Origin of the sequence: Flavobacterium sandaracinum (assembly GCF_004349135.1) — a bacterium.
Classification (GTDB): Bacteria; Bacteroidota; Bacteroidia; order Flavobacteriales; family Flavobacteriaceae; genus Flavobacterium; species Flavobacterium sandaracinum.
In genome coordinates, this window is the sequence record NZ_SMFN01000004.1 from 33,836 (window position 1) to 59,807 (window position 25,972).

Annotated in this window: 26 protein-coding genes; 14 read left to right on the forward strand and 12 right to left on the reverse strand. The window is 34.5% G+C overall.

Features of this window, described 5'->3' with window-relative positions:
- Positions 1–700: 700 nt before the first annotated feature.
- The 5 genes from leuC (at position 701) to leuB (ending at position 6,218) form a co-directional block, all read left to right on the forward strand.
- Positions 701–2,095 carry a 3-isopropylmalate dehydratase large subunit gene (gene leuC, locus E0F91_RS04615; protein WP_132065177.1) on the forward strand — a complete coding sequence of 465 codons (1,395 nt, stop codon included), beginning with the start codon at positions 701–703 and terminating at the stop codon, positions 2,093–2,095.
- A 173-nt stretch (positions 2,096–2,268) separates the two neighbouring features.
- Entirely contained in the window at positions 2,269–2,865 is a 597-nt protein-coding gene (gene leuD, locus E0F91_RS04620) for a 3-isopropylmalate dehydratase small subunit (protein ID WP_132065178.1), read from the forward strand.
- An 85-nt stretch (positions 2,866–2,950) separates the two neighbouring features.
- Positions 2,951–3,490 carry a GNAT family N-acetyltransferase gene (locus tag E0F91_RS04625; protein WP_132065179.1) on the forward strand — a complete coding sequence of 180 codons (540 nt, stop codon included), beginning with the start codon at positions 2,951–2,953 and terminating at the stop codon, positions 3,488–3,490.
- A gap of 16 nt (positions 3,491–3,506) precedes the next feature.
- Positions 3,507–5,030, forward strand: coding sequence for an alpha-isopropylmalate synthase regulatory domain-containing protein (locus E0F91_RS04630; RefSeq protein ID WP_132065180.1), 1,524 nt, complete (start codon positions 3,507–3,509; stop codon positions 5,028–5,030).
- A 126-nt stretch (positions 5,031–5,156) separates the two neighbouring features.
- On the forward strand, positions 5,157–6,218 hold the full coding sequence (gene leuB / locus E0F91_RS04635) for a 3-isopropylmalate dehydrogenase (protein ID WP_132065181.1): 1,062 nt from the start codon (positions 5,157–5,159) through the stop codon (positions 6,216–6,218).
- A gap of 161 nt (positions 6,219–6,379) precedes the next feature.
- Here the strand turns inward: leuB and E0F91_RS04640 are convergent, their stop codons facing one another.
- A complete protein-coding gene (locus tag E0F91_RS04640; RefSeq protein ID WP_132065182.1) occupies positions 6,380–6,742 on the reverse strand; it encodes an RNA recognition motif domain-containing protein in 363 nt (120 codons plus the stop codon).
- A 153-nt stretch (positions 6,743–6,895) separates the two neighbouring features.
- Complete coding sequence (locus E0F91_RS04645) at positions 6,896–7,375, reverse strand: DUF6252 domain-containing protein (protein WP_132065183.1); 480 nt, start codon at positions 7,373–7,375, stop codon at positions 6,896–6,898.
- A gap of 198 nt (positions 7,376–7,573) precedes the next feature.
- Between E0F91_RS04645 and E0F91_RS04650 the strand changes: the two genes are divergently transcribed.
- From E0F91_RS04650 to E0F91_RS04660, 3 genes are all read left to right on the forward strand, one after another.
- Positions 7,574–8,125 (forward strand): 30S ribosomal protein S16, encoded by a 552-nt coding sequence (locus tag E0F91_RS04650; protein WP_132065184.1) that lies wholly within the window; start codon positions 7,574–7,576, stop codon positions 8,123–8,125.
- Positions 8,126–8,140: 15 nt separating this feature from the next.
- The gene (gene rimM / locus E0F91_RS04655; protein ID WP_132065185.1) at positions 8,141–8,665 is read left to right on the forward strand and encodes a ribosome maturation factor RimM; all 525 of its coding nucleotides are present in this window, start codon (positions 8,141–8,143) and stop codon (positions 8,663–8,665) included.
- A gap of 137 nt (positions 8,666–8,802) precedes the next feature.
- Positions 8,803–9,465 carry a tRNA1(Val) (adenine(37)-N6)-methyltransferase gene (locus tag E0F91_RS04660; protein ID WP_132065329.1) on the forward strand — a complete coding sequence of 221 codons (663 nt, stop codon included), beginning with the start codon at positions 8,803–8,805 and terminating at the stop codon, positions 9,463–9,465.
- Positions 9,466–9,506: 41 nt separating this feature from the next.
- On the opposite strand, the gene E0F91_RS04665 is transcribed toward E0F91_RS04660, so the two are convergent.
- Entirely contained in the window at positions 9,507–10,796 is a 1,290-nt protein-coding gene (locus E0F91_RS04665; RefSeq protein ID WP_132065186.1) for a TlpA family protein disulfide reductase, read from the reverse strand.
- 105 nt (positions 10,797–10,901) lie between these two features.
- Between E0F91_RS04665 and E0F91_RS18165 the strand changes: the two genes are divergently transcribed.
- From E0F91_RS18165 to E0F91_RS04685, 4 genes are all read left to right on the forward strand, one after another.
- Positions 10,902–11,066, forward strand: coding sequence for a hypothetical protein (locus E0F91_RS18165; protein WP_424955333.1), 165 nt, complete (start codon positions 10,902–10,904; stop codon positions 11,064–11,066).
- A gap of 178 nt (positions 11,067–11,244) precedes the next feature.
- Positions 11,245–12,423, forward strand: a complete 1,179-nt coding sequence (locus E0F91_RS04675; protein WP_132065187.1) for an acyl-CoA dehydrogenase family protein — start codon at positions 11,245–11,247, stop codon at positions 12,421–12,423.
- Positions 12,424–12,514: 91 nt separating this feature from the next.
- Positions 12,515–13,297: a DUF3050 domain-containing protein gene (locus E0F91_RS04680; RefSeq protein ID WP_132065188.1), complete on the forward strand. Its 783-nt coding sequence runs from the start codon at positions 12,515–12,517 to the stop codon at positions 13,295–13,297.
- A 148-nt stretch (positions 13,298–13,445) separates the two neighbouring features.
- Positions 13,446–14,342, forward strand: coding sequence for a metallophosphoesterase (locus E0F91_RS04685; protein ID WP_132065189.1), 897 nt, complete (start codon positions 13,446–13,448; stop codon positions 14,340–14,342).
- A 26-nt stretch (positions 14,343–14,368) separates the two neighbouring features.
- On the opposite strand, the gene E0F91_RS04690 is transcribed toward E0F91_RS04685, so the two are convergent.
- The 6 genes from E0F91_RS04690 to E0F91_RS04715 form a co-directional block, all read right to left on the reverse strand.
- On the reverse strand, positions 14,369–14,686 hold the full coding sequence (locus E0F91_RS04690) for a 2Fe-2S iron-sulfur cluster-binding family protein (protein ID WP_132065190.1): 318 nt from the start codon (positions 14,684–14,686) through the stop codon (positions 14,369–14,371).
- Positions 14,687–14,903: 217 nt separating this feature from the next.
- Positions 14,904–15,143 carry a NifU family protein gene (locus tag E0F91_RS04695; RefSeq protein WP_073353585.1) on the reverse strand — a complete coding sequence of 80 codons (240 nt, stop codon included), beginning with the start codon at positions 15,141–15,143 and terminating at the stop codon, positions 14,904–14,906.
- A gap of 71 nt (positions 15,144–15,214) precedes the next feature.
- A complete protein-coding gene (locus tag E0F91_RS04700; protein WP_132065191.1) occupies positions 15,215–16,342 on the reverse strand; it encodes an Mrp/NBP35 family ATP-binding protein in 1,128 nt (375 codons plus the stop codon).
- Between the two features lie 210 nt (positions 16,343–16,552).
- Positions 16,553–18,970 (reverse strand): ABC transporter permease, encoded by a 2,418-nt coding sequence (locus E0F91_RS04705; protein WP_132065192.1) that lies wholly within the window; start codon positions 18,968–18,970, stop codon positions 16,553–16,555.
- Between the two features lie 144 nt (positions 18,971–19,114).
- Positions 19,115–19,819, reverse strand: coding sequence for an ABC transporter ATP-binding protein (locus E0F91_RS04710; RefSeq protein WP_132065193.1), 705 nt, complete (start codon positions 19,817–19,819; stop codon positions 19,115–19,117).
- Between the two features lie 57 nt (positions 19,820–19,876).
- Positions 19,877–21,058 (reverse strand): efflux RND transporter periplasmic adaptor subunit, encoded by a 1,182-nt coding sequence (locus E0F91_RS04715; RefSeq protein ID WP_341825455.1) that lies wholly within the window; start codon positions 21,056–21,058, stop codon positions 19,877–19,879.
- Positions 21,059–21,272: 214 nt separating this feature from the next.
- Between E0F91_RS04715 and E0F91_RS04720 the strand changes: the two genes are divergently transcribed.
- The gene (locus E0F91_RS04720) at positions 21,273–22,622 is read left to right on the forward strand and encodes a sigma-54-dependent transcriptional regulator (protein ID WP_132065195.1); all 1,350 of its coding nucleotides are present in this window, start codon (positions 21,273–21,275) and stop codon (positions 22,620–22,622) included.
- Positions 22,622–23,971 carry a sensor histidine kinase gene (locus tag E0F91_RS04725; protein WP_132065196.1) on the forward strand — a complete coding sequence of 450 codons (1,350 nt, stop codon included), beginning with the start codon at positions 22,622–22,624 and terminating at the stop codon, positions 23,969–23,971. Before E0F91_RS04720 ends, E0F91_RS04725 begins: the two co-directional genes overlap by 1 nt.
- A gap of 131 nt (positions 23,972–24,102) precedes the next feature.
- On the opposite strand, the gene E0F91_RS04730 is transcribed toward E0F91_RS04725, so the two are convergent.
- From E0F91_RS04730 to trmB, 3 genes are read right to left on the reverse strand one after another with little or no spacing between them, the layout of a single operon-like run.
- Complete coding sequence (locus E0F91_RS04730) at positions 24,103–24,429, reverse strand: MGMT family protein (RefSeq protein WP_132065197.1); 327 nt, start codon at positions 24,427–24,429, stop codon at positions 24,103–24,105.
- A gap of 51 nt (positions 24,430–24,480) precedes the next feature.
- On the reverse strand, positions 24,481–25,116 hold the full coding sequence (locus tag E0F91_RS04735; RefSeq protein WP_132065198.1) for a LysE family transporter: 636 nt from the start codon (positions 25,114–25,116) through the stop codon (positions 24,481–24,483).
- Between the two features lie 42 nt (positions 25,117–25,158).
- Positions 25,159–25,836, reverse strand: a complete 678-nt coding sequence (gene trmB, locus E0F91_RS04740) for a tRNA (guanosine(46)-N7)-methyltransferase TrmB (protein ID WP_132065199.1) — start codon at positions 25,834–25,836, stop codon at positions 25,159–25,161.
- Positions 25,837–25,972 lie beyond the last annotated feature (136 nt).

Below are 25,972 nucleotides of genomic sequence, written 5' to 3' on the forward strand. Positions count from 1 at the left end.
CCCTCCCCAGCCCTCCCCAAAGGGAAGGGTGCCAAAATCGAATGATTTCGACTGCGTATTTAACTGGATTTAAACACTTTAAAATTAGTAAAAGTCTCAAAAAATGAATTTCAAATTTAGTTTTTTTTGATTAGAATAGAAGTTAAGTTATCAACAAAAAATAAATTTATTTTCGAGTACTATTCTCCTATTAAAACTACAATTCCTTCCAACAAATCAGCTGGACTATCCCTTGCTAAAAAGATAAAAAGACTATGTTTTAATTTTTTGGATGTCGTAGTATTTCGTCAAAAAAAAATACTGAAATACGACTAAAAAGTAGGTGATTTACAAATGAAATAACATTAAAAAAAACTTCAATAAAAGTAAAATAACGAATTTAAAGTTGAAAAAATATCAATTTAAACTCTATTTAATGATATATTCTTAAAAATTATTCATCTTAAAAGGTAATTACTAACTATTCGATAAACATCAAAAACTACAATAAATTGATTTTATATTGTATACAAATAAAAATTATAGGTAAAAAAACAAGCCCAAAAGATAAAAATCAGCAAAGAAATACGCTATTATGGTTTTGGGTATCGTATATAATGGAATATTAAAAAATAAAGACTTGATTCTTTTTTTAGTTTTGTTTTCATTGTTATCTTCTTAGTCAACTTGGCTATAAAAAAATACATTAAAACATAATAAAATGAGTACTACATTATTTGACAAAGTATGGGATTCGCACGTGGTGCGTAAAATTGAAGATGGGCCAGACGTGTTTTTTATTGACCGTCATTTCATCCATGAAGTTACTAGTCCTGTAGCTTTTTTAGGCTTAAAAGAAAGAGGGATTTCAGTATTATATCCAGAGCGTACTTTTGCTACAGCAGATCACAACACACCCACTATAAACCAACATTTACCGGTTCAAGATGCATTATCTGCCAATCAATTAAAAGCATTGGAAGACAACGCAGCAGAATATGGTATTTCGCATTGGGGATTAGGTCACAAAAAAAATGGTATTGTTCACGTAGTAGGTCCTGAAAACGGAATTACTTTACCGGGCGCCACAATTGTTTGTGGAGATTCCCATACGTCTACACATGGTGCTTTTGGCGCTATTGCTTTTGGTATTGGAACTTCAGAGGTGGAAATGGTCATGGCTACACAATGCATCATGCAACCGAAACCAAAGAAAATGCGTATCAACGTAAATGGTGAATTGAGTAAAGGTGTGGGTCCAAAAGACGTTGCATTGTATATTATTTCGCAATTAACGACTTCTGGAGGTACAGGATATTTTGCAGAATATGCTGGAGACGTTTTTGAAAACATGTCTATGGAAGGTCGTATGACCGTTTGTAATTTGAGTATCGAAATGGGAGCTCGTGGTGGTATGATTGCGCCGGACCAAAAAACATTTGATTTCTTAGAAGGAAGATTATACGCTCCAAAAGGCGAAGCGTGGACAAAAGCAGTTGCATATTGGAAAACGTTAAAAACCGATGCAGATGCTGTTTTTGATGCAGAATTAAATATTGACGCTGCAGATATTGAACCTATGATCACCTATGGAACCAATCCTGGAATGGGAATTGGTATCTCAAAAAACATTCCAAACGCCAACCAAGTTGAAGGTGGCGAGGAAACCTACAAAAAGTCTTTGGCTTACATGGGCTTTGAAGAAAACGACGTAATGATTGGCAAACCAATTGATTTTGTTTTCTTGGGAAGTTGTACCAATGGTAGAATTGAAGATTTCAGAGCTTTTACCGAAATTGTAAAAGGGAGACAAAAAGCAGATAATGTTACGGCTTGGTTAGTTCCTGGATCTCACGTGGTAGAAGCTCAGATTAAAGAAGAAGGACTTTTAGACATTCTTACTGAAGCTGGTTTTGTATTGCGTCAGCCAGGATGTTCCGCTTGTTTAGCGATGAATGATGACAAAGTGCCTGCAGGAAAATATGCAGTTAGTACTTCCAACAGAAACTTCGAAGGTCGTCAAGGTCCCGGTTCAAGAACGTTATTAGCAAGTCCAATTATGGCCGCTGCTGCTGCAGTTACCGGAAAACTTACGGATCCTAGAGATTTATTTTAAAAGATTTCAGATTGAAGATTAACGATTGCTGATTTCAGATTTCGTCAATCCAATTAAACTTTCTTTTAAAAAATTCAATTTATATTTTATAAATAAAAAGTAACGTTTGAGGTTTTACTTTTCAGCATTGAAAATCTAAAATCAGCAATCGTTAATCAAAAATCAAAAATCAAATGGCATACGATAAATTTAATATCCTTACCAGTAGTGCAGTGCCACTACCGATAGAAAATGTAGATACCGATCAAATTATCCCAGCGCGTTTCTTGAAAGCTACCAAACGGGAAGCTTTTGGAGACAACCTTTTCAGAGACTGGAGATACAATGGAGATGATACCCCAAAAGCAGATTTCGTATTGAATGACGCGACTTACAGTGGAAAAATATTAGTGGGTGGTAAAAACTTTGGTTCCGGTTCTTCAAGAGAACACGCAGCTTGGGCGGTTTACGATTATGGATTCCGTGCAGTAGTTTCCAGTTTCTTTGCAGACATCTTCAAAGGAAACTGTTTAAACATTGGTGTTTTACCAGTACAAGTGAGTCCGGAATTTGCCGATATTATTTTCAAAGCTATTGAATCTGATCCAAAAACAGAATTAGAAATCAATCTTCCAGAACAAACTATCACTTTATTAGCAACTGGTCAAAAAGAATCTTTTGATATTTCAGGTTATAAAAAAGATAATATGGTCAACGGTTTTGATGATATTGATTATTTGCAAAACATCAAAGAGGAAATTGTAACGTTTGCTGAGAAGCAACTTATCTAACTTATTTTCTATAGTTTAAGGTTTGAATTTTAAGTGCTGTGTTTCACTGTTCTTCTCTTCAAACACCCGTATTTAAGCATTTTATATGACATTTGAAGCAAGCACCATAGATGATATTGATTCCATTTTTCATTTTTATGATTTGGCGGTCGAATATCAAAAAACCAAGTTCAACAAACATTGGCAAGGTTTTGAAAGAAATTTGGTAAAAAAAGAAATCGCAGAAGAACGGCAATGGAAAATAATTATTGACAATGAAATCGCGTGTGTTTTTGCAATCACATTTGATGACAAAAGCATTTGGAAAGAAAAAAATAGTGACAAAGCAATTTACTTTCACAGAATTGTGACCCATCCAAAATTTCGAGGACAAAATTTTGTAATAAAAATTACGGAATGGGCAAAACCTTTTGCCCAAGAAAAAGGACTCAATTATTTGAGACTGGATACTTGGGGAGACAATGTAGAATTAATTGAGTATTATCAAAAATGTGGGTTTGACTTTTTAGGAATCATAACACCAGATTATAACGGATTACCCAAACATTACGACGGAATAACCCTTAGTTTGTTTGAAATAAAATGCTCCCAACCCCCAAAGGGTGAATTAGTATGGAAAAAATAGTAGCCTAACCAATACAATGGAAAAAAGAAAGATTGAAATAATGGATACGACACTCCGTGATGGTGAACAAACCTCTGGAGTATCATTTTCTGCTGCAGAAAAACTAACCATTGCGCAATTATTGCTGGAAGAATTAAATATTGATAGAATCGAAATTGCCTCTGCACGCGTCAGTGAAGGAGAATTTCAAGGTGTAAAAGGCATTATGACTTGGGCTGAGGAGAAAGACTATTCTAACCGAATAGAAGTGTTAACCTTTGTTGATGGCGGGCTCTCCATAGATTGGATGAAAAAAACCGGAGCTAAAGTCCAGAATTTACTAACCAAAGGATCTCTCAACCATTTAACGCATCAGTTAAAAAAAACACCTGAACAGCATTTTACCGAAATTGCTCAGACAATAGCTTTGGCTCATGAAAATAATATCGAGACCAATGTTTATTTAGAAGATTGGAGTAACGGAATGCGCAATTCACCTGAATATGTATTTCAATATTTAGATTTTTTGACCAAACAACCAATCAAAAGAGTCTTACTACCAGATACGTTAGGCGTTTTAATCCCTTCTGAAACTTTTGAATTTATTTCGAAAATTATAGCACGATACCCAAATACACATTTTGATTTTCATGCCCACAACGACTACGACTTGAGCGTTGCAAATGTAATGGAAGCGGTAAAAGCAGGAATCCAAGGACTTCACGTAACCGTAAACGGAATGGGAGAACGCGCGGGAAATGCACCACTTGAAAGTACTGTTGCTGTAATAAATGACTTTTTCCCACAAATAGAAATCGGCGTAAAAGAATCTTCCTTATATTCTGTGAGCAAATTGGTAGAGACTTTTACCGGATATAGAATTCCGGCTAACAAGCCTATTGTTGGTGACAATGTGTTTACACAAACAGCTGGTATTCATGCTGACGGAGACAACAAAAACAACTTGTATTTTAATGATTTACTTCCAGAACGTTTTGGAAGGAAAAGAAAATATGCTCTTGGAAAAACATCTGGAAAAGCCAATATTGAGAAAAACCTGCAAGAATTAGGGTTGAAATTAAATCCAGAAGATTTAAAACTAGTTACGCAACGCATCATTGAATTAGGGGATAAAAAAGAAACGGTTACCAAAGAAGATCTACCCTACATCATATCGGATGTTTTGGACAGCCAGACTTATGAAGAAAAAATAATAGTAGCATCCTACATTTTATCCCATGCCAAAGGAATGCGCCCATCCACTACGCTATCTTTAAAAATAGACGGAGAAATTATTGAGGAACACGCGCAAGGTGACGGACAATTTGATGCCTTTATGAATGCATTAGCAAAAATTTACAAAAGCAAAAATTTAGAATTACCTAAATTGATTGATTATGCAGTCCGAATTCCGCCGGGAAGTAGTTCTGACGCATTGTGTGAAACCATCATTACTTGGACCAGTAATGAAAAAGAATTCAAAACAAGAGGATTAGATTCAGATCAAACAGTCGCCGCAATTATAGCAACGCAAAAAATGTTGAATGTAATATCTGAATAAAGGCACAAAGGCTCAGAGTGACAAAGGTTCAAATTTTTTTCTTTATTGCTTTGACTCTGAACCTTTTAATCTTTGAATCTCTGAACCTTTGAACCTTTGAACCTTAAAATAAAAAACACTTAAAAAATGAAATTAAAAATAGCCCTTTTAGCCGGAGACGGAATTGGACCAGAAGTAATCAATGAAGCTGTAAAAGTTTCGGATGCAATTGCAAAAAAATTCAACCATGAAATCACTTGGACACCAGCACTTACAGGTGCTTGTGCCATAGATGCCGTAGGAGTTCCTTATCCTGACGAGACACATGAAATTTGTATGGCTTCTGATGCTGTTTTATTCGGAGCTGTTGGTCATCCTAAATATGACAATGACCCAAGTGCGCCTGTAAGACCAGAACAAGGTTTATTATTGATGCGTAAAAAATTAGGTTTGTTTGCTAATGTTCGTCCAACCTTTACATTCCCTTCTTTGATTGATAATTCTCCACTAAAAAGAGAACGTATTGAAGGAACTGATTTAGTTTTCTTAAGAGAACTTACTGGAGGAATTTATTTTGGAGAAAAAGGGAGAAAAGATGATGGCGAAACAGCCTTTGACACCTGCACTTATACCAGATCTGAAGTTCAACGATTAGCCAAAAAAGGTTTTGAACTAGCGATGACTCGTACCAAAAAGTTGTGCTGCGTTGATAAAGCAAACGTATTGGAAACTTCCCGTTTATGGAGAGAAACAGTACAAGCCATGGAAAAGGATTATCCTGAAGTAACCGTGAGTTATGAATTTGTTGATGCTGTTGCGATGCGTTTGGTACAATGGCCAAACTCTTATGATGTCTTGATTACTGAAAACCTATTTGGAGACATTTTAACTGATGAAGCTTCCGTGATATCAGGTTCTATGGGATTGATGCCATCAGCATCTGTAGGAGAACATACTTCATTGTACGAACCTATTCACGGATCGTATCCACAAGCAACAGGATTGAATATTGCGAATCCGTTAGCGACTGTTTTATCTGCAGCGATGATGTTTGAAGATGCGTTTGGTTTAAAAGAAGAAGCAGAAGCTATTAGAGCAGTGGTGAATAAATCCTTAGAACAAGGTATTGTAACCGAGGATTTAGTGACAAAGGAAAGCAAAGCATATAAAACCAGCGAAGTTGGCGACTGGCTGGTGGCGAATTTGTAAATTATAAAAAATTATATTGTTTAAAAATTGAGTAATAGCTAAATATTACAACCTGAAGAACAACACACTTTTTAGCTTTTACTCAACTTTAAGAAAAATAATAAACAACAAAAAAGGTGTCAATTTTCATTGACACCTTTTTTTATAGCTAGAAAAAAATATTAATATCCTCCTCTGTTTCCACCACCACGGTTATCTCCACCACGGCTGTTTCCACCACCATAACCACCGCGGGAATCTCCACCACGACTGTTATTGTTAAAACTTCTTCTTTCACCTTCTGGTTTAGGCTCAGATTTGTTTACTACAATTGCACGTCCTTGAACAGTAGCTCCATTCAATTCGTCAATAGCTTTTTGAGCTTCCTCATCATTTGGCATCTCAACAAAACCAAAACCTTTACTTCTTCCAGTAAATTTATCAGTAATAATTTTAACTGAATCAACTGCTCCATAAGCCTCGAAAGACTCTCTTAAATCTGCTTCCTCAATACTGAATGGAAGGCTTCCAACAAAAATATTCATATGTACTTATTTAAATAATACAACAAATGTACTGCATTTTTTTTCTAATCTACTATATATTAGCTTATTTATGATTTTATTTTGAGTCCTCAACTAAAATGATTCTAATAAAAGAGCTAATCCTTATAATACATTACTCTAATTACTTAGAGTTTACGGAACTTGAAGACTTATTGGAATCTTATAAAAAACGCCCTGTTGAAAGTTCAAAACATCTCCAACTAAAGGATTCCCATCTGTGTTTTCTGCGTTAAATTTAAATGTTCCCGAAACTGTATTAGCCTCATCATCATATTCCGTGATAACGATTTCACCGTTACCAATGCCAATTCCTGTAGTAAATGAAACTTCACCTGCACCAGTATTCAATACATAAACAGCGGTTTTAGAATTGCTGGTACCTAATGGATATCTTTGAATAGTTGTAGAAGTGGTCCTTAAGGTTAAAATCTCATTTCCCGTGTATCCTTCTACAATCAAAGAACCATCAGCACCCAAGAAAGCTTTAGCATCTACTGCTCTCCAAAACACATTATCTTTCATACCTTGAAAAGAAGGATTATTAAAACTCACGTTTTCTTCACAAGAAAATATAGCAAAAACCACGACCAGAAATACCAAATATTTTTTCATAAAAACTGTTTTGAACTAACAAAAATAACGCAATAAAGCTTAAAAACTAGAATTTCATTAAAGAAAATCCGATCAAATTTGACATAAACCTTTACTATTCATTAAAATACACATCGAATTAGCATTTATCGATAAAAGATGTATCTTTGCACCCTTAATTAATCGAGGTCGAGTACCTCAAAATTTAATCATAAGATTATGTCAGTAAAAATTAGATTACAAAGACACGGTAAAAAAGGAAAACCTTTTTACTGGGTTGTAGCTGCAGATGCACGCTCAAAAAGAGACGGTAAATACCTAGAAAAAATTGGTACTTACAATCCAAACACAAACCCAGCAACTATCGACTTAAACCTTGATAGCGCAGTAAAATGGTTGCACAATGGTGCTCAACCAACTGATACTGCAAAAGCAATTCTTTCTTACAAAGGAGCTTTATTGAAACATCACCTTGACGGTGGTATTCGTAAAGGAGCTTTAACTCAAGAACAAGCTGATGCAAAATTAGCGACTTGGTTAGAAGCAAAAACAGGAACAGTTGATGCTAAAAAAGATGGTTTAACTAAGGCACAAGCTGATGTTAAAGCTAAGGCTTTCAAGGCAGAACAAGATGTAAACGCAAAACGTTTAGCTGCAGCTGCTCAAGCAGAAGCTGACGCTATCGCTGCTGCAACACCAGCTGTTGAAGAAGTTGCTGAAGCTGAGGAAGCTCCTGCTGCAGAAGAGAATAACGAAACAACTGAAGCATAATTTTAGAAGGCGAAGATGCGTAAAGAAGATTGTTTCTACTTAGGTAAAATCGCTAAAAAATTTAGTTTCAAAGGGGAAGTTCTTGCCTATTTAGACACGGACGAACCGGAGTTATACGAAAACTTGGAATCAGTGTTTGTTGAATGCAACAAACACTTGGTTCCTTTTTTTATTGAAAGCAGTTCTCTGCACAAAAACGATTTTCTTAGAATTCGTTTTGAAGATATGAATACCGAAGAAGAAGCCGATGCCATTGTTGGTAACGACTTATATCTTCCGTTAAAAATGTTGCCAAAACTCACCGGCAATAAATTCTATTTTCACGAAGTTATTGGTTTTGAAGTTGAAGACAAACGCCTTGGTGTTGTTGGAAAAATCGAATCGATAAATGACACAACTGCTCAACCTTTATTTGAAGTTTTAAACGGTGAAGTAGAAATTCTTATTCCTATGATTGATCATTTCTTGGTTAAAATAGACCGTGAAAACAAAAAAGTCATCATGGATTTACCAGAAGGATTGATTGAAATGTATCTATAATTTATATTTTTGAACCATTAAGAAATTAAGGTTCATTAAGTTTTTCTCTCAAATTCCTTTATGGTTTAATCTTTAAAATCTTCGTTTTGTCTAAATTCCAATTCAAACAATTTACTGTCGAACAAGATCGTTGTGCCATGAAAATTGGAACCGACGGCGTTTTACTTGGTGCTTGGACGCCAATTGAAAACAATCCATTAAGTATTTTAGATATTGGAGCCGGAACTGGAATAATCGCATTGATGTTAGCACAAAGAACTAATGCACAGCAAATTGACGCACTGGAAATTGACGAAGATGCGTATGAACAATCCGTAGATAATTTTGAAAACTCCCCTTGGAGTGATCGCTTATTTTGCTTTCATGCTGGCCTGGACGAATTTATAGAAGAACCAGAAGACGAGTACGATGTAATTGTTTCCAATCCTCCTTTTTATACCGATGATTTTAAATCTGCAACTGAACAACGCGATTTAGCTCGTTTTGCTGACGCGATGCCTTTTGAAGATTTAATTGAAGCTGCTGACTTGTTACTTTCAGAAAACGGAATCTTCTCAGTTATTATTCCTTTCAAAGAGGAACAAAAGTTTTTGGCGCGTGCCAAAGAATTTGAATTATACCCCTTAAAAATCACTCGCGTAAAAGGTACTCCAACTAGCGAAATCAAACGTAGCTTACTCGCATTTATCCGAAAAGAAACTATTGATTTTCCAATTGACGAATTGATTATTGAAACTGCCAGACATATTTACACCCCAGAATATATAGCATTGACTACCGATTTTTATTTGAAGATGTAAGTAATCAGTCATACCAAAATTAGAGGAGAACAGTATTAAAATTATTCTACTATAATATCTCTAATCTTCTCTAATGAACCAGAATCCCCACTTCCAACAAAAATAATCTTTCCGTTTTTATCAAGTAACATAATTGTTGGATAGGCAATTACATTCATTTCAGCTAATAAAGTAGTAGTGCTATTTAATTTCACAAAAGCCTGTTGCCAATTAATATTGTGTTTAACAATAAACGCCTTCACCTTATCAGTATCATCATCTACCGCAACACCAAGAACCCCAAGTTTTTCTTTGTTTAGATTATAAAATCTTGAAATTTGTGGGCTAAATTTAAGACATGGACCACACCAAGTTCCCCAAAACTCTAGTAACAAAAAGCTCTTATCTTTAAGAGCATCCTTTAAAAAAAAAGTGCTATTATTCAAATCTTTAAAAGAATAATTCAGTGGTACTGTGTCTCCAATTAAAAAACGCTTTGAAGGTCCTTTAATACTTGGATTTAATGTTAACAAATCCATTTTCAACTGTCTATTTATCGTATAATTGCTATTATTGATAGTTATGGTATCAGTGAAGTGAAATTTATACTGATTATTAGAAACAAAATCCTCTGAAAAACTATAATTCTTATCTTTAACATAGAAAGAACTATTGCTATAAAAATCAGGAAAATAAAACTCATAACCATCAAGTTCTCCCACCCATGCATCAGTAAATTTTATAAAGGACAAATAGGGTATATCTGCTTTAGGTATCTTTTGAGAAATTGCATTTTCACTATCAGGAACTAAAACAAACCTTCTTTCAAAATAATTAATTTTATTATCTTGAAAATATTCAAACTTATAAACAGAGGGTAATTGATCCGTAGTAACAGCTTTATGCCCTAGGCTATATTCGTACACAATTTCGTCACTAAAATCATTGTTATTGTTTGTATCTGCAATCAGTATTTGCTTATTTTTCTTAAAACCAACAAGCACGATCAGCTCCTGATTTATTTTTCTTTGCGACAGTGAAAGTGTATCTATTTTTAATCGTTGGAAATAGGCAAGTGCTCTCGATTTCTCAAGTTTATTATCTCTATATTTATCGTACGCATATTGCACGTAATCCATTGCTACGAAATGAAATTTTAAGGAATCAAGTTTAGGAACCCCTATGAAATTATCAGTATAGGATAAGGGTCTTAAATCCGACTGATATTCATTCAAGTTAAAAGTATCTAGATTGCTGGTTAACTTTAATTTTATTTGTTTTGTTTGACTTGCGGCAAGATTTAAGAAAAAACAAAATAACACTAGGGTAATTCTCGGAAGGCTTGTCATCATGTTTAAAAAGTAACTTTTTAGTTAAAAAAATTTTGATCTTAAATCCCCACAAGGTAGAGATAAACAGCAAAATTTGCACTATTCAATTACTTGAAAAATCTATATTTGAAAAACATTAAGCTGAAAACATTAAGGCCGAACGAATCGTGGAAAAACTGTGATTACAGAAAGTACGATTTTCTAAATGACGAATTGATTATTGAAACTTCAAGACATATCTACACCTTAGAATATATTGAATTGACTACCGATTTTTATTTGAAGATGTAAAAAAATTCTTTTAAACAAAAGCTAAATATCCTCAGTTTCCCATTTAATTTAATCTTTCGTTGTACTTTAGAGCTAAATTGTATGAGTAAACAAATCAAATATGGAAAAATATAACAATTGTTAATGCTTTTGTTATATTTCTTTATGTAAATTTGTACTCTATAAAATTCATAAAACCATGAAACCAGACTTATTTCAATCTCCAGATTACTATAACTTAGACGATTTACTAACAGAAGAGCACAAACTAGTTCGTGATTCTGCCCGTGCGTGGGTCAAGAAAGATGTGTCACCTATTATAGAAGATTATGCACAACGTGCTGAATTTCCTAAACAAATCATCAAAGGTTTGGGTGAAATTGGTGGTTTTGGACCCTACATTCCCGTAGAATATGGTGGTGCAGGTTTAGACCAAATCTCCTACGGATTGATCATGCAAGAAATTGAGCGTGGTGATTCAGGTGTTCGTTCTACATCATCTGTGCAATCTTCTTTGGTTATGTATCCTATTTGGAAATACGGAAATGAAGAGCAACGCATGAAATATTTACCTAAGCTAGCTACTGGAGAATATATGGGATGCTTTGGTTTAACCGAACCTAATTACGGCTCTGATCCTGGAAGTATGATTACCAACTTTAAAGACATGGGCGACCATTATTTATTGAATGGTGCCAAAATGTGGATTTCAAATGCTCCATTTGCTGATATTGCTATTGTTTGGGCAAAAAATGAAGAAGGTAGAATTCACGGTTTAATCGTAGAACGCGGCATGGAAGGTTTTACAACTCCCGAAACGCACAACAAATGGTCGCTTCGTGCGTCCTCAACTGGAGAATTGATATTCGACAATGTTAAAGTACCTAAAGAGAATCTATTACCTAATAAATCTGGTCTAGGAGCGCCACTTGGGTGTTTAGACTCGGCACGTTACGGAATTGCTTGGGGCGCTATTGGAGCTGCTATGGATTGTTACGATACTGCTTTGCGTTACGCCAAAGAAAGAATTCAATTTGACAAACCTATTGCAGGAACACAATTACAACAAAAGAAGTTAGCCGAAATGATTACCGAAATCACTAAAGCACAATTATTGACTTGGAGATTGGGTGTTTTAAGAAACGAAGGTAGAGCCACTACCGCTCAAATCTCGATGGCAAAAAGAAATAATGTAGACATGGCCATCAACATTGCTCGTGAAGCAAGACAGATATTAGGAGGAATGGGAATTACCGGAGAATATTCTATAATGCGACACATGATGAATTTAGAATCAGTAATTACCTACGAAGGAACCCACGACATACACTTACTAATTACGGGTATGGATATCACAGGAATTCCAGCTTTTAAATAGTAGTAAACGACTATTAAAGTATTTATAAAATTGATAGTAAAAGCTTCTTGGAAACGAGAAGCTTTTTTATATTTACACAAAAATACCACTTATGAATATTGCAACAATTAACAATAGTATTCAGTCCCAAAAAGAACTATTGCTACAACATTCTTTATACAAAAAAGTAAAAACCGTTGAAGATCTCCAGTGTTTTCTTGAAAATCATGTTTATGCCGTTTGGGACTTTATGTCTTTGTTAAAGGCATTACAATCTAAATTAACCTGTACAACAACACCTTGGTTTGCTACACCCAATCCACAGACTAGGTACCTAATAAACGAAATTGTAGTGGCGGAAGAATCTGATCTGACAATTGATGGGCGCCGATCTAGTCATTATGAAATGTATATTGAAGCAATGCAAGTTTGTGGAGCGAGTACCGCTGGAATCGAACAATTCCTTCAAGAAGTAGATTCGCTTAAAAACATATTTGTTGCTATAAAAACAAGTACTTTACATCCTAATATCAAAGCTTTTTTAGATTTTACTTTCAGAGTGATTGAAGAGGGAAAATCGCATGAAATAGCAGCTGCATTTACTTTTGGAAGAGAAGATTTGATCCCAAGTATGTTCACCGAAATCCTGAAAAACTTTCAAGCCAATTTTCCAGATACCGACCTGAGTAAACTCATTTATTATTTTGAAAGACACATCGAATTGGATGCTGACGAACATGGACCAATGGCCATGAAAATGATCACAGAACTTTGTGGAACTGATGCACAAAAATGGTCCGATGTAGAAGAAGTTTCAAAATTAGCTTTAGAAAAACGTATTGGTTTGTGGGATGCAATCGAGGAAACCATTGAGATGAAAGTAGAATTAGCATAAAATTTATTCTTCTCAATCAAATAACATATTGCCTGAAAATAAATTATCTGGTTTTAGAATAATCAAAAACAATTACTCAAAATAAGTACCGATGAAAAAAATAGCTTTATTAGCTATTTTTTTTATCTTTATTTTTTAAATTAAGTAAATGTCATCCCAAGAACGATTAACCAGAGCTTACAAAGAAGCACAAAGAATTCCTTTTGACGATCAATCAAAATTTATCCTCTTTAGCGACTGCCACAGAAGTGACAACAGTTTTGCTGATGATTTTGCGAGCAATCGGAATGTGTATTTTCATGCGATGAATCAGTATTTTAACGACGGTTTTACTTATTGTGAGTTGGGTGACGGAGACGAATTATGGGAGAACATTTTCTTTAAAACCATCTTTGAAGCACACAAAAACGTCTATCTTTTACTGAAGAAATTCCATGATTCCAATAGATATTATAAAATTTGGGGAAACCATGAAATGACTTTTCGTGACAAAGATCATGCAGAAAAAACACTGACTACCTATACAAACACTCAAAACGATAAAACTGAACCTTTGTTTACTGGCATAAAATGCCATGAAGCTATTGTTTTAGTGCATCAGGAAAGTCAGCAGGAATTATTTTTAACGCATGGTCATCAAGCTGATTTTATGAATTACATCGGTTGGAAAATCAACCGGTTCATGGTGCGTGTCTTATGGAAGCCTCTACAAATTTGGGGAATATCAGATCCTACTAGCCCTGCTAAAAATTATGTAGAACGTATAAAAATTGAACTGCGGATCAAAAAATGGATTGAAAGTAACAATCGTAAAATTACTATTGTAGGCCATACGCACCGTCCTAGTTTTTCATATCCAAATGAAAAAACAACCCCGTATTTTAATGATGGTAGCTGCGTACATCCAAGAAGCATTACCGGAATCGAAATTGTAAACGGTACAATCACATTGATAAAATGGTTTATAGACACAAAGGAGAACGGAATTCTACGGGTAGTTAGAGAGGTGCTGGAAGGTCCAACCAATTTAAAAGACTATAAATAAAAAGCGAGAATCTCTTCTCGCTTTGTTTAATTCTCTGGAGCCAATTCCAACTCTAAACCTTCGAGGCTTTCGGTAATTGGAATTTGACAACCCAAACGACTATTTGATTTGACATAAAATGCCTCTGACAACATGGCCTCTTCATCATCACCCATTTCTGGCAACGCCACATCGTTTAAAACATAACATTGACAAGAAGCACACATCGCCATCCCACCACAAGTACCTTCTACAGGAAGCTCATATGCTTTGCATAATTCCATAATATTCATGGCCATATCCGTGGGAGCTTGTAATTCATGTATTACTCCTTCTCGGTCTTTAATCTTTATTAATACATCCATTTTTTAAAATTTGGAATTGGTTTGTTAATCAATTTATAGCTTACTGGTAGTCGCGCGAGATTGGTACATAATAGCCAGAAAAACCTTTGTCAATCAGTTGTTTTTAAAACACAAAAAAGATTATCATCCTTGTAACAGTAAAAAATACCCTCTTAAATAGGCTAGCGCCTTTGGATAGGTGTTTTTTTATTGTTAAAAAGGGACATTCGTAATGAATTTACATAATATTTACAACAGTTTCAATTTGGGGAGCAAACTTTTTGATAGTCGTTTCCACACCAGCTCTCAGTGTCATCTGGTTTACGCTGCAACTGGTGCAGGCTCCTTCAAGACGCACTTTTACGTGTTTCCCGTCCTCGATTGAAATCAGTGTGATATCACCTCCATCTGAATTCAAAAAGGGTCTGATTTCTTCTAATGCCTTTTGAACTTCTATTGTTAATTCTTCTGTTGTCATTTTCTTTATTTAAAGATTGAGAGATTAGAAAATCGAAAGATTAAAAAATCATTTTCAAGGAATTCTAATTTCTATTTTTTTACTGCTGAGCAACCCGCCATTGTTGTAATTTTAACAGCCTCTGTAGCTGGTAAATTTTCATTTCTGCTGATGACTTCGCGCACTACATTTCTGGTAATTTCTTCAAAAACGGTTTCAATTATCGAACCTGCTTGCATTGCTGCAGGTCGGCCGTAATCCCCTGCTTCTCGAACGGATTGTACAATAGGTACTTCGCCTAAAAACGGAACTTCTAAATCATCAGCTAGATTTCTAGCTCCTTCTTTTCCAAAGATGTAGTATTTATTTTCAGGCAGTTCTTCTGGTGTGAAATAGGCCATATTCTCTATAATCCCTAAAACTGGAACATTTATCGCTTCTGACATAAACATGGAAACTCCTTTTTTGGCATCAGCTAAAGCAACCGCTTGTGGCGTACTTACGATTACAACACCCGTAATAGGCAATGATTGTACGATCGAAAGGTGAATGTCTCCTGTTCCCGGTGGCAAATCGACTAGCATGAAGTCTAATTCTCCCCAATCAGCATCAAATATCATTTGGTTCAACGCTTTAGAAGCCATAGGTCCTCTCCAGATTACTGCTTGACTTGGCGCTGTAAAAAATCCAATAGAAAGAATTTTTACTTCGTAACTTTCAACAGGTTTCATTTTTGATTTCCCATCAACTGTTACAGAGATTGGCTTTTCACTTTCTACATCGAACATGATAGGCATCGAAGGGCCATAAATATCAGCATCAAGGATTCCAACTGAGAATCCCATTTTTGCTAAAGACACCGCTAGATTAGCAGTAACAGTAGATTTCCCTACTCCTCCTTTACCAGAAGCTACCCCTATAATGTTTTTTATGCCAGGAATTTGCTTTCCTTTAATTTCTGGTTTGTCTGGAACCTCCACTTTACTATTGATTTTTATTTTTGCAGCAGCAGATACTAATTCAAGAATTGCTTTTTTAATATCCTCTTCCGCCCGTTTCTTGATATGCATGGCTGGTGTATGCAAAACTAAATCAACCACAACCTCATCGCCAAAAGTAATAACATTTGCTATTGCTCCACTCTCTACCATGTTTTTTCCTTCTCCAGCTATAGTAATCGTTTCTAAAGCTTTAAGAATATCTTTTCTATCTAATTTCATTTTTAGTTAACTGTTTTCTATTGGCAATGTAACGCCAGAATATTATCTTTATTTAAACTGATTTCAGATTACAAAGATAGCGGATTAAGTTCTTAAAATAAAGGAATTGGATTGGATTTATTGATAGGGCGATAAGCCCTAATTTGACAAGACACAAACCCGACTAGCAATGAATTGCTGACGGGTCTAATTAGTACTTTTCTTAAAACATTATTCGTATTTTAAATATTTTAGAACATCAACTTTTGTTGCTTGATAGGCTTTAGACAAAACAACTATTAAAGTGAGTAACATTAAAGCCAGAAATCCAATTATAAAGGGATAGATAGAAATATCTATTCGATAAGCAAAATTCTCAAGCCATTTATTTAGCAAATAATAAACAGGAAACAACGCTATCAAAAACCCGATAATGCAATACAAAATGTATTGCTTAGACAGCTCTCTGAGTAACATATTCGTATCTGCGCCTAATGCTTTCCTAATCGCAATTTCTTTCATACGCCTTTGTATGGAGTAAGAAGCCAAAGCAAACAAGCCAAAAAGAGCAATACCAATAACAACTACATTTAGCACTGAAAAGATGTTTTTTTGTTTAACATAACTTTCATACGTTCTGGCATATTCTTTATCTACAAAATCATATTTAAACGGGTATTCTTTATCAACTGTTCTCCAAAATCTCTCGATATTCACAATAGTATTTTCCATATTATCAGAATCCAATTTTATGAAAATTTTGTCTATATTTCCAGCTATATCTACCGTTTTTAAATGGTAAAAAACAATTGGCGGTACTTTTTCTTCAGGACTTAAAAGATTAAAATCTTTAATAATACCAATAATTTTCAAATTTTTATTTCTTACTAAAATTTCTTTACCAATTGGATTTTTAATATTCATTAATTTTAGAGCAGTTTCGTTTATCATCACTGAATTAATCGTATCCGAAGCTAGTTTTCTATCAAAAATTCTACCTTTTGCTATTTTTATATTTAACATCTCAAACAGCCCAAAGTCTAAAGCTATGCTCTTTACTTTAAAGAGTTCTTCATTATATAAAACAGGTGTTATTGAATTGTCTGAACCATCAAACGACATAAGACCAGTTGAAGCTTGTCTAACTCCTTTAATTTTGCTTAATTCTTGTTTTATAGTGGTGTATTTATTGTAAATATGTTGTCCAACATTTTCTACTTCATAATCTGACGATGGAAAATGTAATGGTACAGAAATCACTTGGTCCCCTTTAAAACCAAGATCTTTATTGCTTAAGTATTGAACTTGTTGATATACAATGTAAGAACCAATAATAAAAAAAGTAGCAACTGCAAATTGAAAAATAAGCATTCCATTACGCAATCCTATACCGTTTTTGCTTCTTCCAAAATTTCCTTTTAATACTTTTAAAGTTTCAAAATTGGATACATAAATCGCTGGAAATATTCCTGCAACCAAAACTGTAATTATAAAAATCAGAATTAATTGCAGGTAAAATTGATTTCCTAGAAGTACAAGATTTTTGTCTAAAAAGTTGTTGTAATGAGGCATAGTTAGTTCTACAATTACTAATGCTAGTAAAATCGAAAACAAGCTTATTAAAATAGTTTCAAAAATAAATTGCCTTATAATGTTGCCTTTAGAAGCACCTACAATTTTACGGACTCCAACTTCTTTCGCTCGATTTATTGCATTGGCTGTTGCCAAATTGATATAATTAACAATGGATAAAATGAGAATCAAAATGGATAAACTCATCATGATTAACAAAAACTGATAATTACCTCTACCTTCAGGATAGCCATCCGCTACAGAATGCAATCTTGCTTTTGAAAGAGGTTCCATAAAAACTGTAAAATGACCGATTTTCTTAGCCATTTCCTCAGGAGTAAAGCCCGCCTCCTTCGCAACTCTTATTATAAAATCATAATTATATAGCTTTTCTAGGCTCTTTCTCAAATTTTCTATTTTTAATGGATCCTTGACTTTTATTAATAATTTAAAAGCAAAAGGAGCTGTCATATATGTCGCCGTCAATCCCTTCATTCTATTGACTACGGCATTTGGTGCGATTGATGAATTTCCAGGAATTTCATAAACGGCTCGCACAACAAACGTTTGGTCTAAGCATTTTACTTGTTTCCCGATTGGATTTTCATCTCCAAAAACTCTTTTGGCTATATCATCAGAAATAGCAATGCTGGAATCATCTTTTAAAGCTGAAATAGCATCTCCCTTGATAATTTTGAAAGGGAAAAAAGAAAAGAAATTATGCTCTACATTAATGATTTTATCTATAAACTCCTTCTTTCCATTATAAATAATTTTATCCTTTTGATACCAACTGTCAGCATACATAATGCTTTCTACATTAGTGTCTTTATCTAAAACAGGTTTTAGAAATAAAGAACAATCTGACGAAGCAGGCGAATCACTTAATTTAACCAAAACCTGAAAAACAGTGTCTTTTTCAGGATTCCATTCATTGTAACCATGCTCGTCATTCCAATATAATAATGCAAAAATTAACCCCGCAATACCAATACTCAATCCCAAAACATTGAGAAACGAAAACAGTTTGTTTTGCTTGAGGTGGTAAATAAATATTTTTATCCAGTTGTGTGCCATAATTTTTAATTCGTTGATTTTGATTGCTTCGCCAGTTCGCCACTTTGGCTCGTGTGATGATTGAAATCGTAGCTTATTGAAAGAGTGTGCTGCAAAGCAACTCAAAAATGAATTCGCTGATTAATAGTATTATTAGTATCATGATTACTCTATTTTAAAAACATCTACATTTCTTTGATTCATTTTTTCAGAGAAAACAACGCCATCTTTCATCAGAATGGTTCTTTGAGAAAAGGACGCATCATAATCAGAATGGGTGACCATCAAGATAGTGGCACCTTTAGCATGTAAGTCAGTTAGCAATTCCATAACTTCATTTCCGTTTTTACTATCCAAATTTCCAGTAGGCTCATCAGCCAAAATAATTTTAGGATCATTTATCAAAGCTCTGGCCACAGCCACACGTTGTTGTTGCCCACCAGAAAGTTGTTGGGGATAATGCTTCAATCGATGCGCAATGTTTAACTTTTCGGCAATTGCTTCTACTTTTAGTTTTCTTTCCGAAGCCTTTACGTTATTGTAAATTAACGGCAATTCGATATTATCATAAACCGAAAGCTCGTCAATCAGGTTAAAATTCTGAAAAATAAATCCAATATTTTCCTTACGAACATTAGAACGTCCTTTTTCTTTTAGTCCTATCATTTCTTGGTTCAACAAGGTGTAACTCCCCTCTGAAGCACTATCCAGTAATCCTATGATATTGAGTAATGTCGATTTTCCGCAACCCGAAGGCCCCATAATCGAAAGAAAATCTCCCTCATTGATTTGCAAATTAATCCCGCTTAAAGCCGAAGTTTCTAACTCTTCTGTTCTGAAGATCTTGGTTAGGTTTTGAATTGTTATCATCCTTTTATAATTTTTTATGTTTTTGATTTAAGAACGCAGTACAGCTGCATTCCGTTTTTATTGTATATTCAGTTCTTCGACTTCTTTATAGTCGGCATAAGACGACGTTATTACTTTTTCTCCTTGTTTTAATCCTTCTAACACTTCATAATAAGAAGGGTTTTCTCTGCCTAATTTTATATTTCTTCTCACTCCTTTGCTTCCGTTGACAACAAACAGCCACTTTCCAGCGGTTTCTTGATTGAAACTTCCTTTTGGAATGACCAAAATTTTATTCTTTTCAGATAAAATAAGCTTCACGCCAAAACTTAATCCGTCTTGTAACGCTAACTCTTCTTTAGAATCAAAAAGCAATTCCACTTGAAAACGACCACTTTTAACCTCTGGAATCACTTTTACCACAGACACGATTACTGTTTTTCCCTTATATTCAATTTGTCCTTTCAAACCCACACGTATTTTCTCTAAATAAAACTCATCCACCTGCGCGCTTAACTTGTAGCCTTCCCGAGAATCAATTCTACCAATACTTTCTCCAGCTTGAAATGTTTTTCCTAAAATAGGTTCAAATGAAGTTAATCTTCCTGAAACTGGTGCCGTAATCAAGAAGTTTTTTTTATTACTCCTTAGAATATCCAAACTCATCTCCATCGTTTGGATCGAACGATTAATCTGCGAAATTTGCACTTGATTGGTTTGTTTCTCCTTTTGAATACTCGTACGAATATTGCTTTTACGTTCTTCTTGAAAACGCAGACTTTCCTTTATTACATTCCAATCATTTCTTGAGATAATGTCTTTTTCAAATAATTTGGCATTCATATCATACACCCTCTTGGCATCATTGTAATCGTGTTCTATTAAAGCAAGATCTTTCGTTAAGTTCAATTCTTGATTTCTAATATTTAGTTTTCCGGTATTTAAATTATTGATTTGCTCAATGATTGCGGTTTCCTGCGTCAAGTAATTCAATTCTGTATTCGGATTATACATGCGAACCAGCGGTTGTCCTTGCGTCACCATTGCTCCGTTTTCTACAAAAATTTCTTTGACTGAACCACCTTCGATGATATTGACCAACACCAAATTCAATGGCTCCACTTTGGCCTGAAAAACAATAAAATCTTCAAAAAATTCCTGGCTTACTTCTTTTACTAATAGTTCATCCACTTTTACATTTAAACTTCGTTTTTTAGATACCGAAGCATAAACTACTGCTCCTGCAACTAAAAAACTCACAAATCCTATTGTTAAGTACCTAAATTTTCTATTTTTACGGGGAATAACCTTGTCCATTTTTATAATAATTTACTGATTATCAACATACAAAAGCATGCCAAAGGATTTATAATCCGTAAAACAATGGTTATCAATACGGTTGCAAAAAATCTAGAAATCGAACTGTTCGAAAACGGACAGTCCCCTGTTCATAAGTGAACAAAAACAAATACTGATGCGAAAAAAACAAGCCAAAATACTTATTGTTGATGACCAAGAAGAGATCCTTTTTTCGGCAAAAATGATCTTGAAGAAGCATTTTGAAGAAATTTTCACAACAAATGATCCAAAAAAAATAATTACTATCCTTGGCGAAAACCAAATTGATGTTGTTTTACTAGACATGAACTACCGCATTGGATTTGAAGATGGACGAGAAGGCATTCACTCGCTAAAAGAAATAAAAACACTGTCGCCAAAAACAGTTGGACTATTAATGACCGCTTTTGGCAAAATAGAAACCGCAGTAGAAGGCATGAAAATAGGTGCTTTTGATTATATTTTAAAACCTTGGGATAATGAAAAATTACTCTCCACTATAGACAAAGCCGTTGTGGAAAGTCGAAAACTCAGCCGAACATCAAACTCAGAACCCGCTCCTAAAAAGCACTTCATTGGCAGTTCCCAAAAAATAAAACAGGCGTATTCCATTGCTGAAAAAGTAGCAAAAACAGATGCAAACGTCCTTATTTTAGGAGAAAACGGAACAGGTAAATTTGTCTTTGCTGAACATATACATCAGCATTCTAATCGAAAAGACAAACCATTCGTTCATATTGATTTGGGTTCGTTAAGCGAAAACTTGTTTGAAAGCGAACTTTTTGGTTATGCCAAAGGTGCTTTTACCGACGCCAAAACCGATACCCCAGGACGATTTGAAATTGCCGATAATGGAACTATTTTTCTTGACGAAATAGGCAATATCCCTTTGCATTTGCAATCAAAACTACTGCATGTTTTACAAACAAAGAAAGTCACACGGCTAGGCGAAAGCAAACCGCGAACATTAAATGTAAGAATCATAGCAGCAACTAACAGCGATATTAAAGCCGAAGTCGCAAACAAAACATTTCGAGAAGACTTGTTGTATCGTATTAATACCATGGAAATAAACCTACCGCCTTTGCGAGAGCGAAAAGACGATATTGTGCCCATGGCGCACTTCCTTCTAAAGCAGATAGGAGAGAAATACGGTCAAAACGATGTCCTTTTTGACACTAACGTGGCCGAATATATGGAACGTTATCCTTGGAAAGGAAACATTAGAGAATTAGAAAATAAGATTGAAAGAGCCTTGATCATGTCAGATGACAATACAATTTCGGTAACTGATTTAGACTTACTTAACTTTGAATACATAACAACAACGGAGGAACATCCCTTATCCGAAATAGAGAAAAACGCCATCGAAAAATCCCTTTTTAAAAACAACGGAAACATCAGTAAAACTGCTGAAGAATTGGGTTTATCTAGAGGTTCGTTGTACCGTAGACTTGAAAAATACGATCTTAAAATTAACGACTAATGAATAGCTGGAAATTTTACAATGCCCTTTTTGCAAGAGTTCTTATAGTCATTATTGCACTCGCATTTTCACTTTATCTATTTGGAAACGGTTATTTGTATAGTGGTATTTTAATTATGCTATTTTCTTTTTTGATCTGTGCCGAAATGTATTCGTACATCAAAAACAAATTGATTTTTTACGACAAAACCATACTTTCGATACTAAATAACGACTTTTCTGCTCGTTTTCCTGCTGCATACAAAGAAGGAGATTATAAAAATTTATGTCTGCTGTATGATACTTTGAAAGAGAAACAACACGACGGCAGCTCAAAAGAATTAATCTATCGCTCGATAATAAACAATATCGACACGGCTGTTTTAATTTTAGAAAAAGAAAATAACGACTGGACCATTTTCTTGATGAACGATTGTTTTTCTACCCTTTTCAGTGTCCCAAAAGTGACTAATTGGGAATATCTTAAGAATTACCTGCCGTCGCTTTGCGAAGAAATTGAAAACACCGGTTTTAAAGAATTAAAGACGTCCATTAACATCAAAATAGAGCAACAAGAAGCGCAGACGTTTATGTTGCAAACTTCGTTAACAAAATCGTTCAACAAAGACTACTTCATCGTGCTATTAGACAGCATCCAGCGTGTTATTGAGAAAAAAGAAAAAGAAGCTTGGATTAATTTGATGAAAATCATCTCTCACGAATTAATGAATTCCTTGACACCTATTCGATCGCTTTCGCAAAATTTACTACAAATCGTAGATCAAGACCATTTAGAATCGGAAGATTTTGAAGACATCAAAAGCAGCATTTCAACCATTATCAACAGAAGTGATCATTTGCAGTTTTTTGTCGAGAACTATCGGAAGCTCGCTGCGCTTCCTACGCCAAACAAAAAACCAACTCCAATTCATTTATTGTTTGAAGATTGTCTTAAAATGATGTCTCCTATTTTCGAATCGGAAAATATAAAAATCATTAACGAAATCGAAAAAAATAAGATAATTGACCTTGATAAAAACCAAATAGAACAAGTAATTATCAATTTGATTACCAACAGTGTTTTTGCATTAAAAGAAAAAGAGGAAAAGAGTATACACTTGACTACGGCAACACAAAATAATCGTTTTTACATCATCATATCTGATAATGGAGGAGGAATTGAAAGCGAAATTACAGACAAAATATTCCTCCCTTTTTTCACTACTAGAAAAAATGGCGCTGGTATTGGACTTACGCTTTCGAAGAATATCATAGAAGCCCACGGCGGTTATTTGAGTCACAAAACTGATTCTGACCTGTCAGGAGGTAAAACGCATTTCACCATCTGTTTTATTCAAGGAAATAGTTAAATCGGGCAGGTGTTGATGCCCGAATTTAAAGCACTTACGCTTAATATTTTAGTATAGAACAGCCAATTTTTACTGGCTAATTAATAAATATCTCTGTTTTATAAACTTGTTAATCAATTGAATTCAGATTCTTATTCAGTCATTGGCGGCTGCCAAAAATGCTTTTCGAAATCTACAATCTGATTTTCAACCACAACTATCCCTTCATTTTCTAATAATTGTTGCATGAGATTCGTCCCGTCAAAATGCAATTTCCCTGTCAGCAACCCATTTCTGTTGACCACCCGATGCGCCGGAACATCCTCCAGATTATGGGAAGCATTCATTGCCCAACCCACCATTCGAGCAGAACGAGCGGTTCCTAAAGCCTTCGCAATTGCACCATAAGAAGTTACTTTTCCGTAGGGAATTTGTCTAACTATGAAATATACTCTCTCGAAAAAATTGTCGTTTGCCATGCTTCCAAAAGAATAATAAGGGTACCTAATTTAATTATTAATTTACGGAAATTACTTTAGATAATACCTTATGATATTAATCAAGGTGATTAACGATATTAATCCTGTGATGCTTCCAATAATGGTATTCATATTACGCATCAAATAATCTGTTTTATCTTGTATTTTTTGAAAGAAGGCAACGTAGAAATAGAATACCAAAAAAGAACCCAATACGACTCCTGCAACAAAAATCAAAACGTGCGTGGTATCAAAGGAAAAGAGATTGTACGACGCTAACGTGACACTTACAAACACGTAATAAGGAATAGGGAAAAAATTCAGTGCTGAGAGCAGCATTCCGAGAAAAAAACGGGTGGAGGTACTCTTTTTTTTAATTTTACCTTTTTTCTTTTTTGGCTTTTTAGCGATCAACAAAAAATAGATTGTTAATGCTGAAAAAATCCCAAAACCTACTTCCCGCAATAAAACAATTACATCTGGTCGTTCCTTAATAAACTGAGCGAAAAATATAGCTAGTGCAGCTTGAAAGAAAATTACAATTACGGCTCCTAAAACAAACCAAAAAGCACTTCTTTTTCCTTCTTTAAGATTGACTTTAGCTGCTGTCATATTAATCAATCCCGGAGGTGTAATCCCTACGAAGGCAGTAACAAAACCCAAAAACAAGGAAGTAATTAAATTCATAGGCAAAGTGCAATATCAAAAAAATCTATTTCAAATATAAAACTATTCTTTAATTTTAAATCGAATATAGGTAATTGCTTTGTTAATTTCTAAATATTGTTTTTCATAGAACGTCTGAAAAGCAGTTACTTCCTCCGGACTTCCCTCATTTACATACACATTATGATTGGCATACAAAACCTCGTGTCCTTCCCCGTGCAACAACCCTAAAGTATAACCATGCATAAACTCACTATCGGTTTTTAAGTTTACCACACCGTCTTTCTTGAGTACTTTTTTATACAATTGCAAAAACTCTGAATTCGTCATTCGGTGTTTTGTTCGTTTGTATTTGATCTGTGGATCTGGAAAAGTTATCCAAATTTCATCCACTTCATTTTCTGCAAAAATATGATTGATTAATTCAATTTGAGTTCTGATAAACGCTACATTATACATTCCGGTTTCCACCGCTGTTTTAGCTCCACGCCAAAACCGAGCGCCTTTGATATCGATTCCAACAAAATTCTTATTCGGATATCTTTCAGCAAGCCCAACAGAATACTCCCCTTTCCCACAGCCTAATTCCAGTACTAATGGATTTTCATTTTTGAAGAATTCTGAATTCCATTTCCCTTTCAAAGGAAATAAATCGCCCACCACTTCTTCTCTTGTTGGTTGAAAAACATTATTGAATGTCTCGTTTTCTTTGAACCGCTTTAATTTATTTTTGCTTCCCACTTTTTTAGAATATTTCGGCAAAATTAAGGAAATATATAAGACCGAATGCCTAAGCGGTAAAAAAATGAAAAAACGTTTTCAAAATCGCTATTTCTAAGCTCATTTTTTTTGAAGTTCTTCGCAAAATAACATCTAA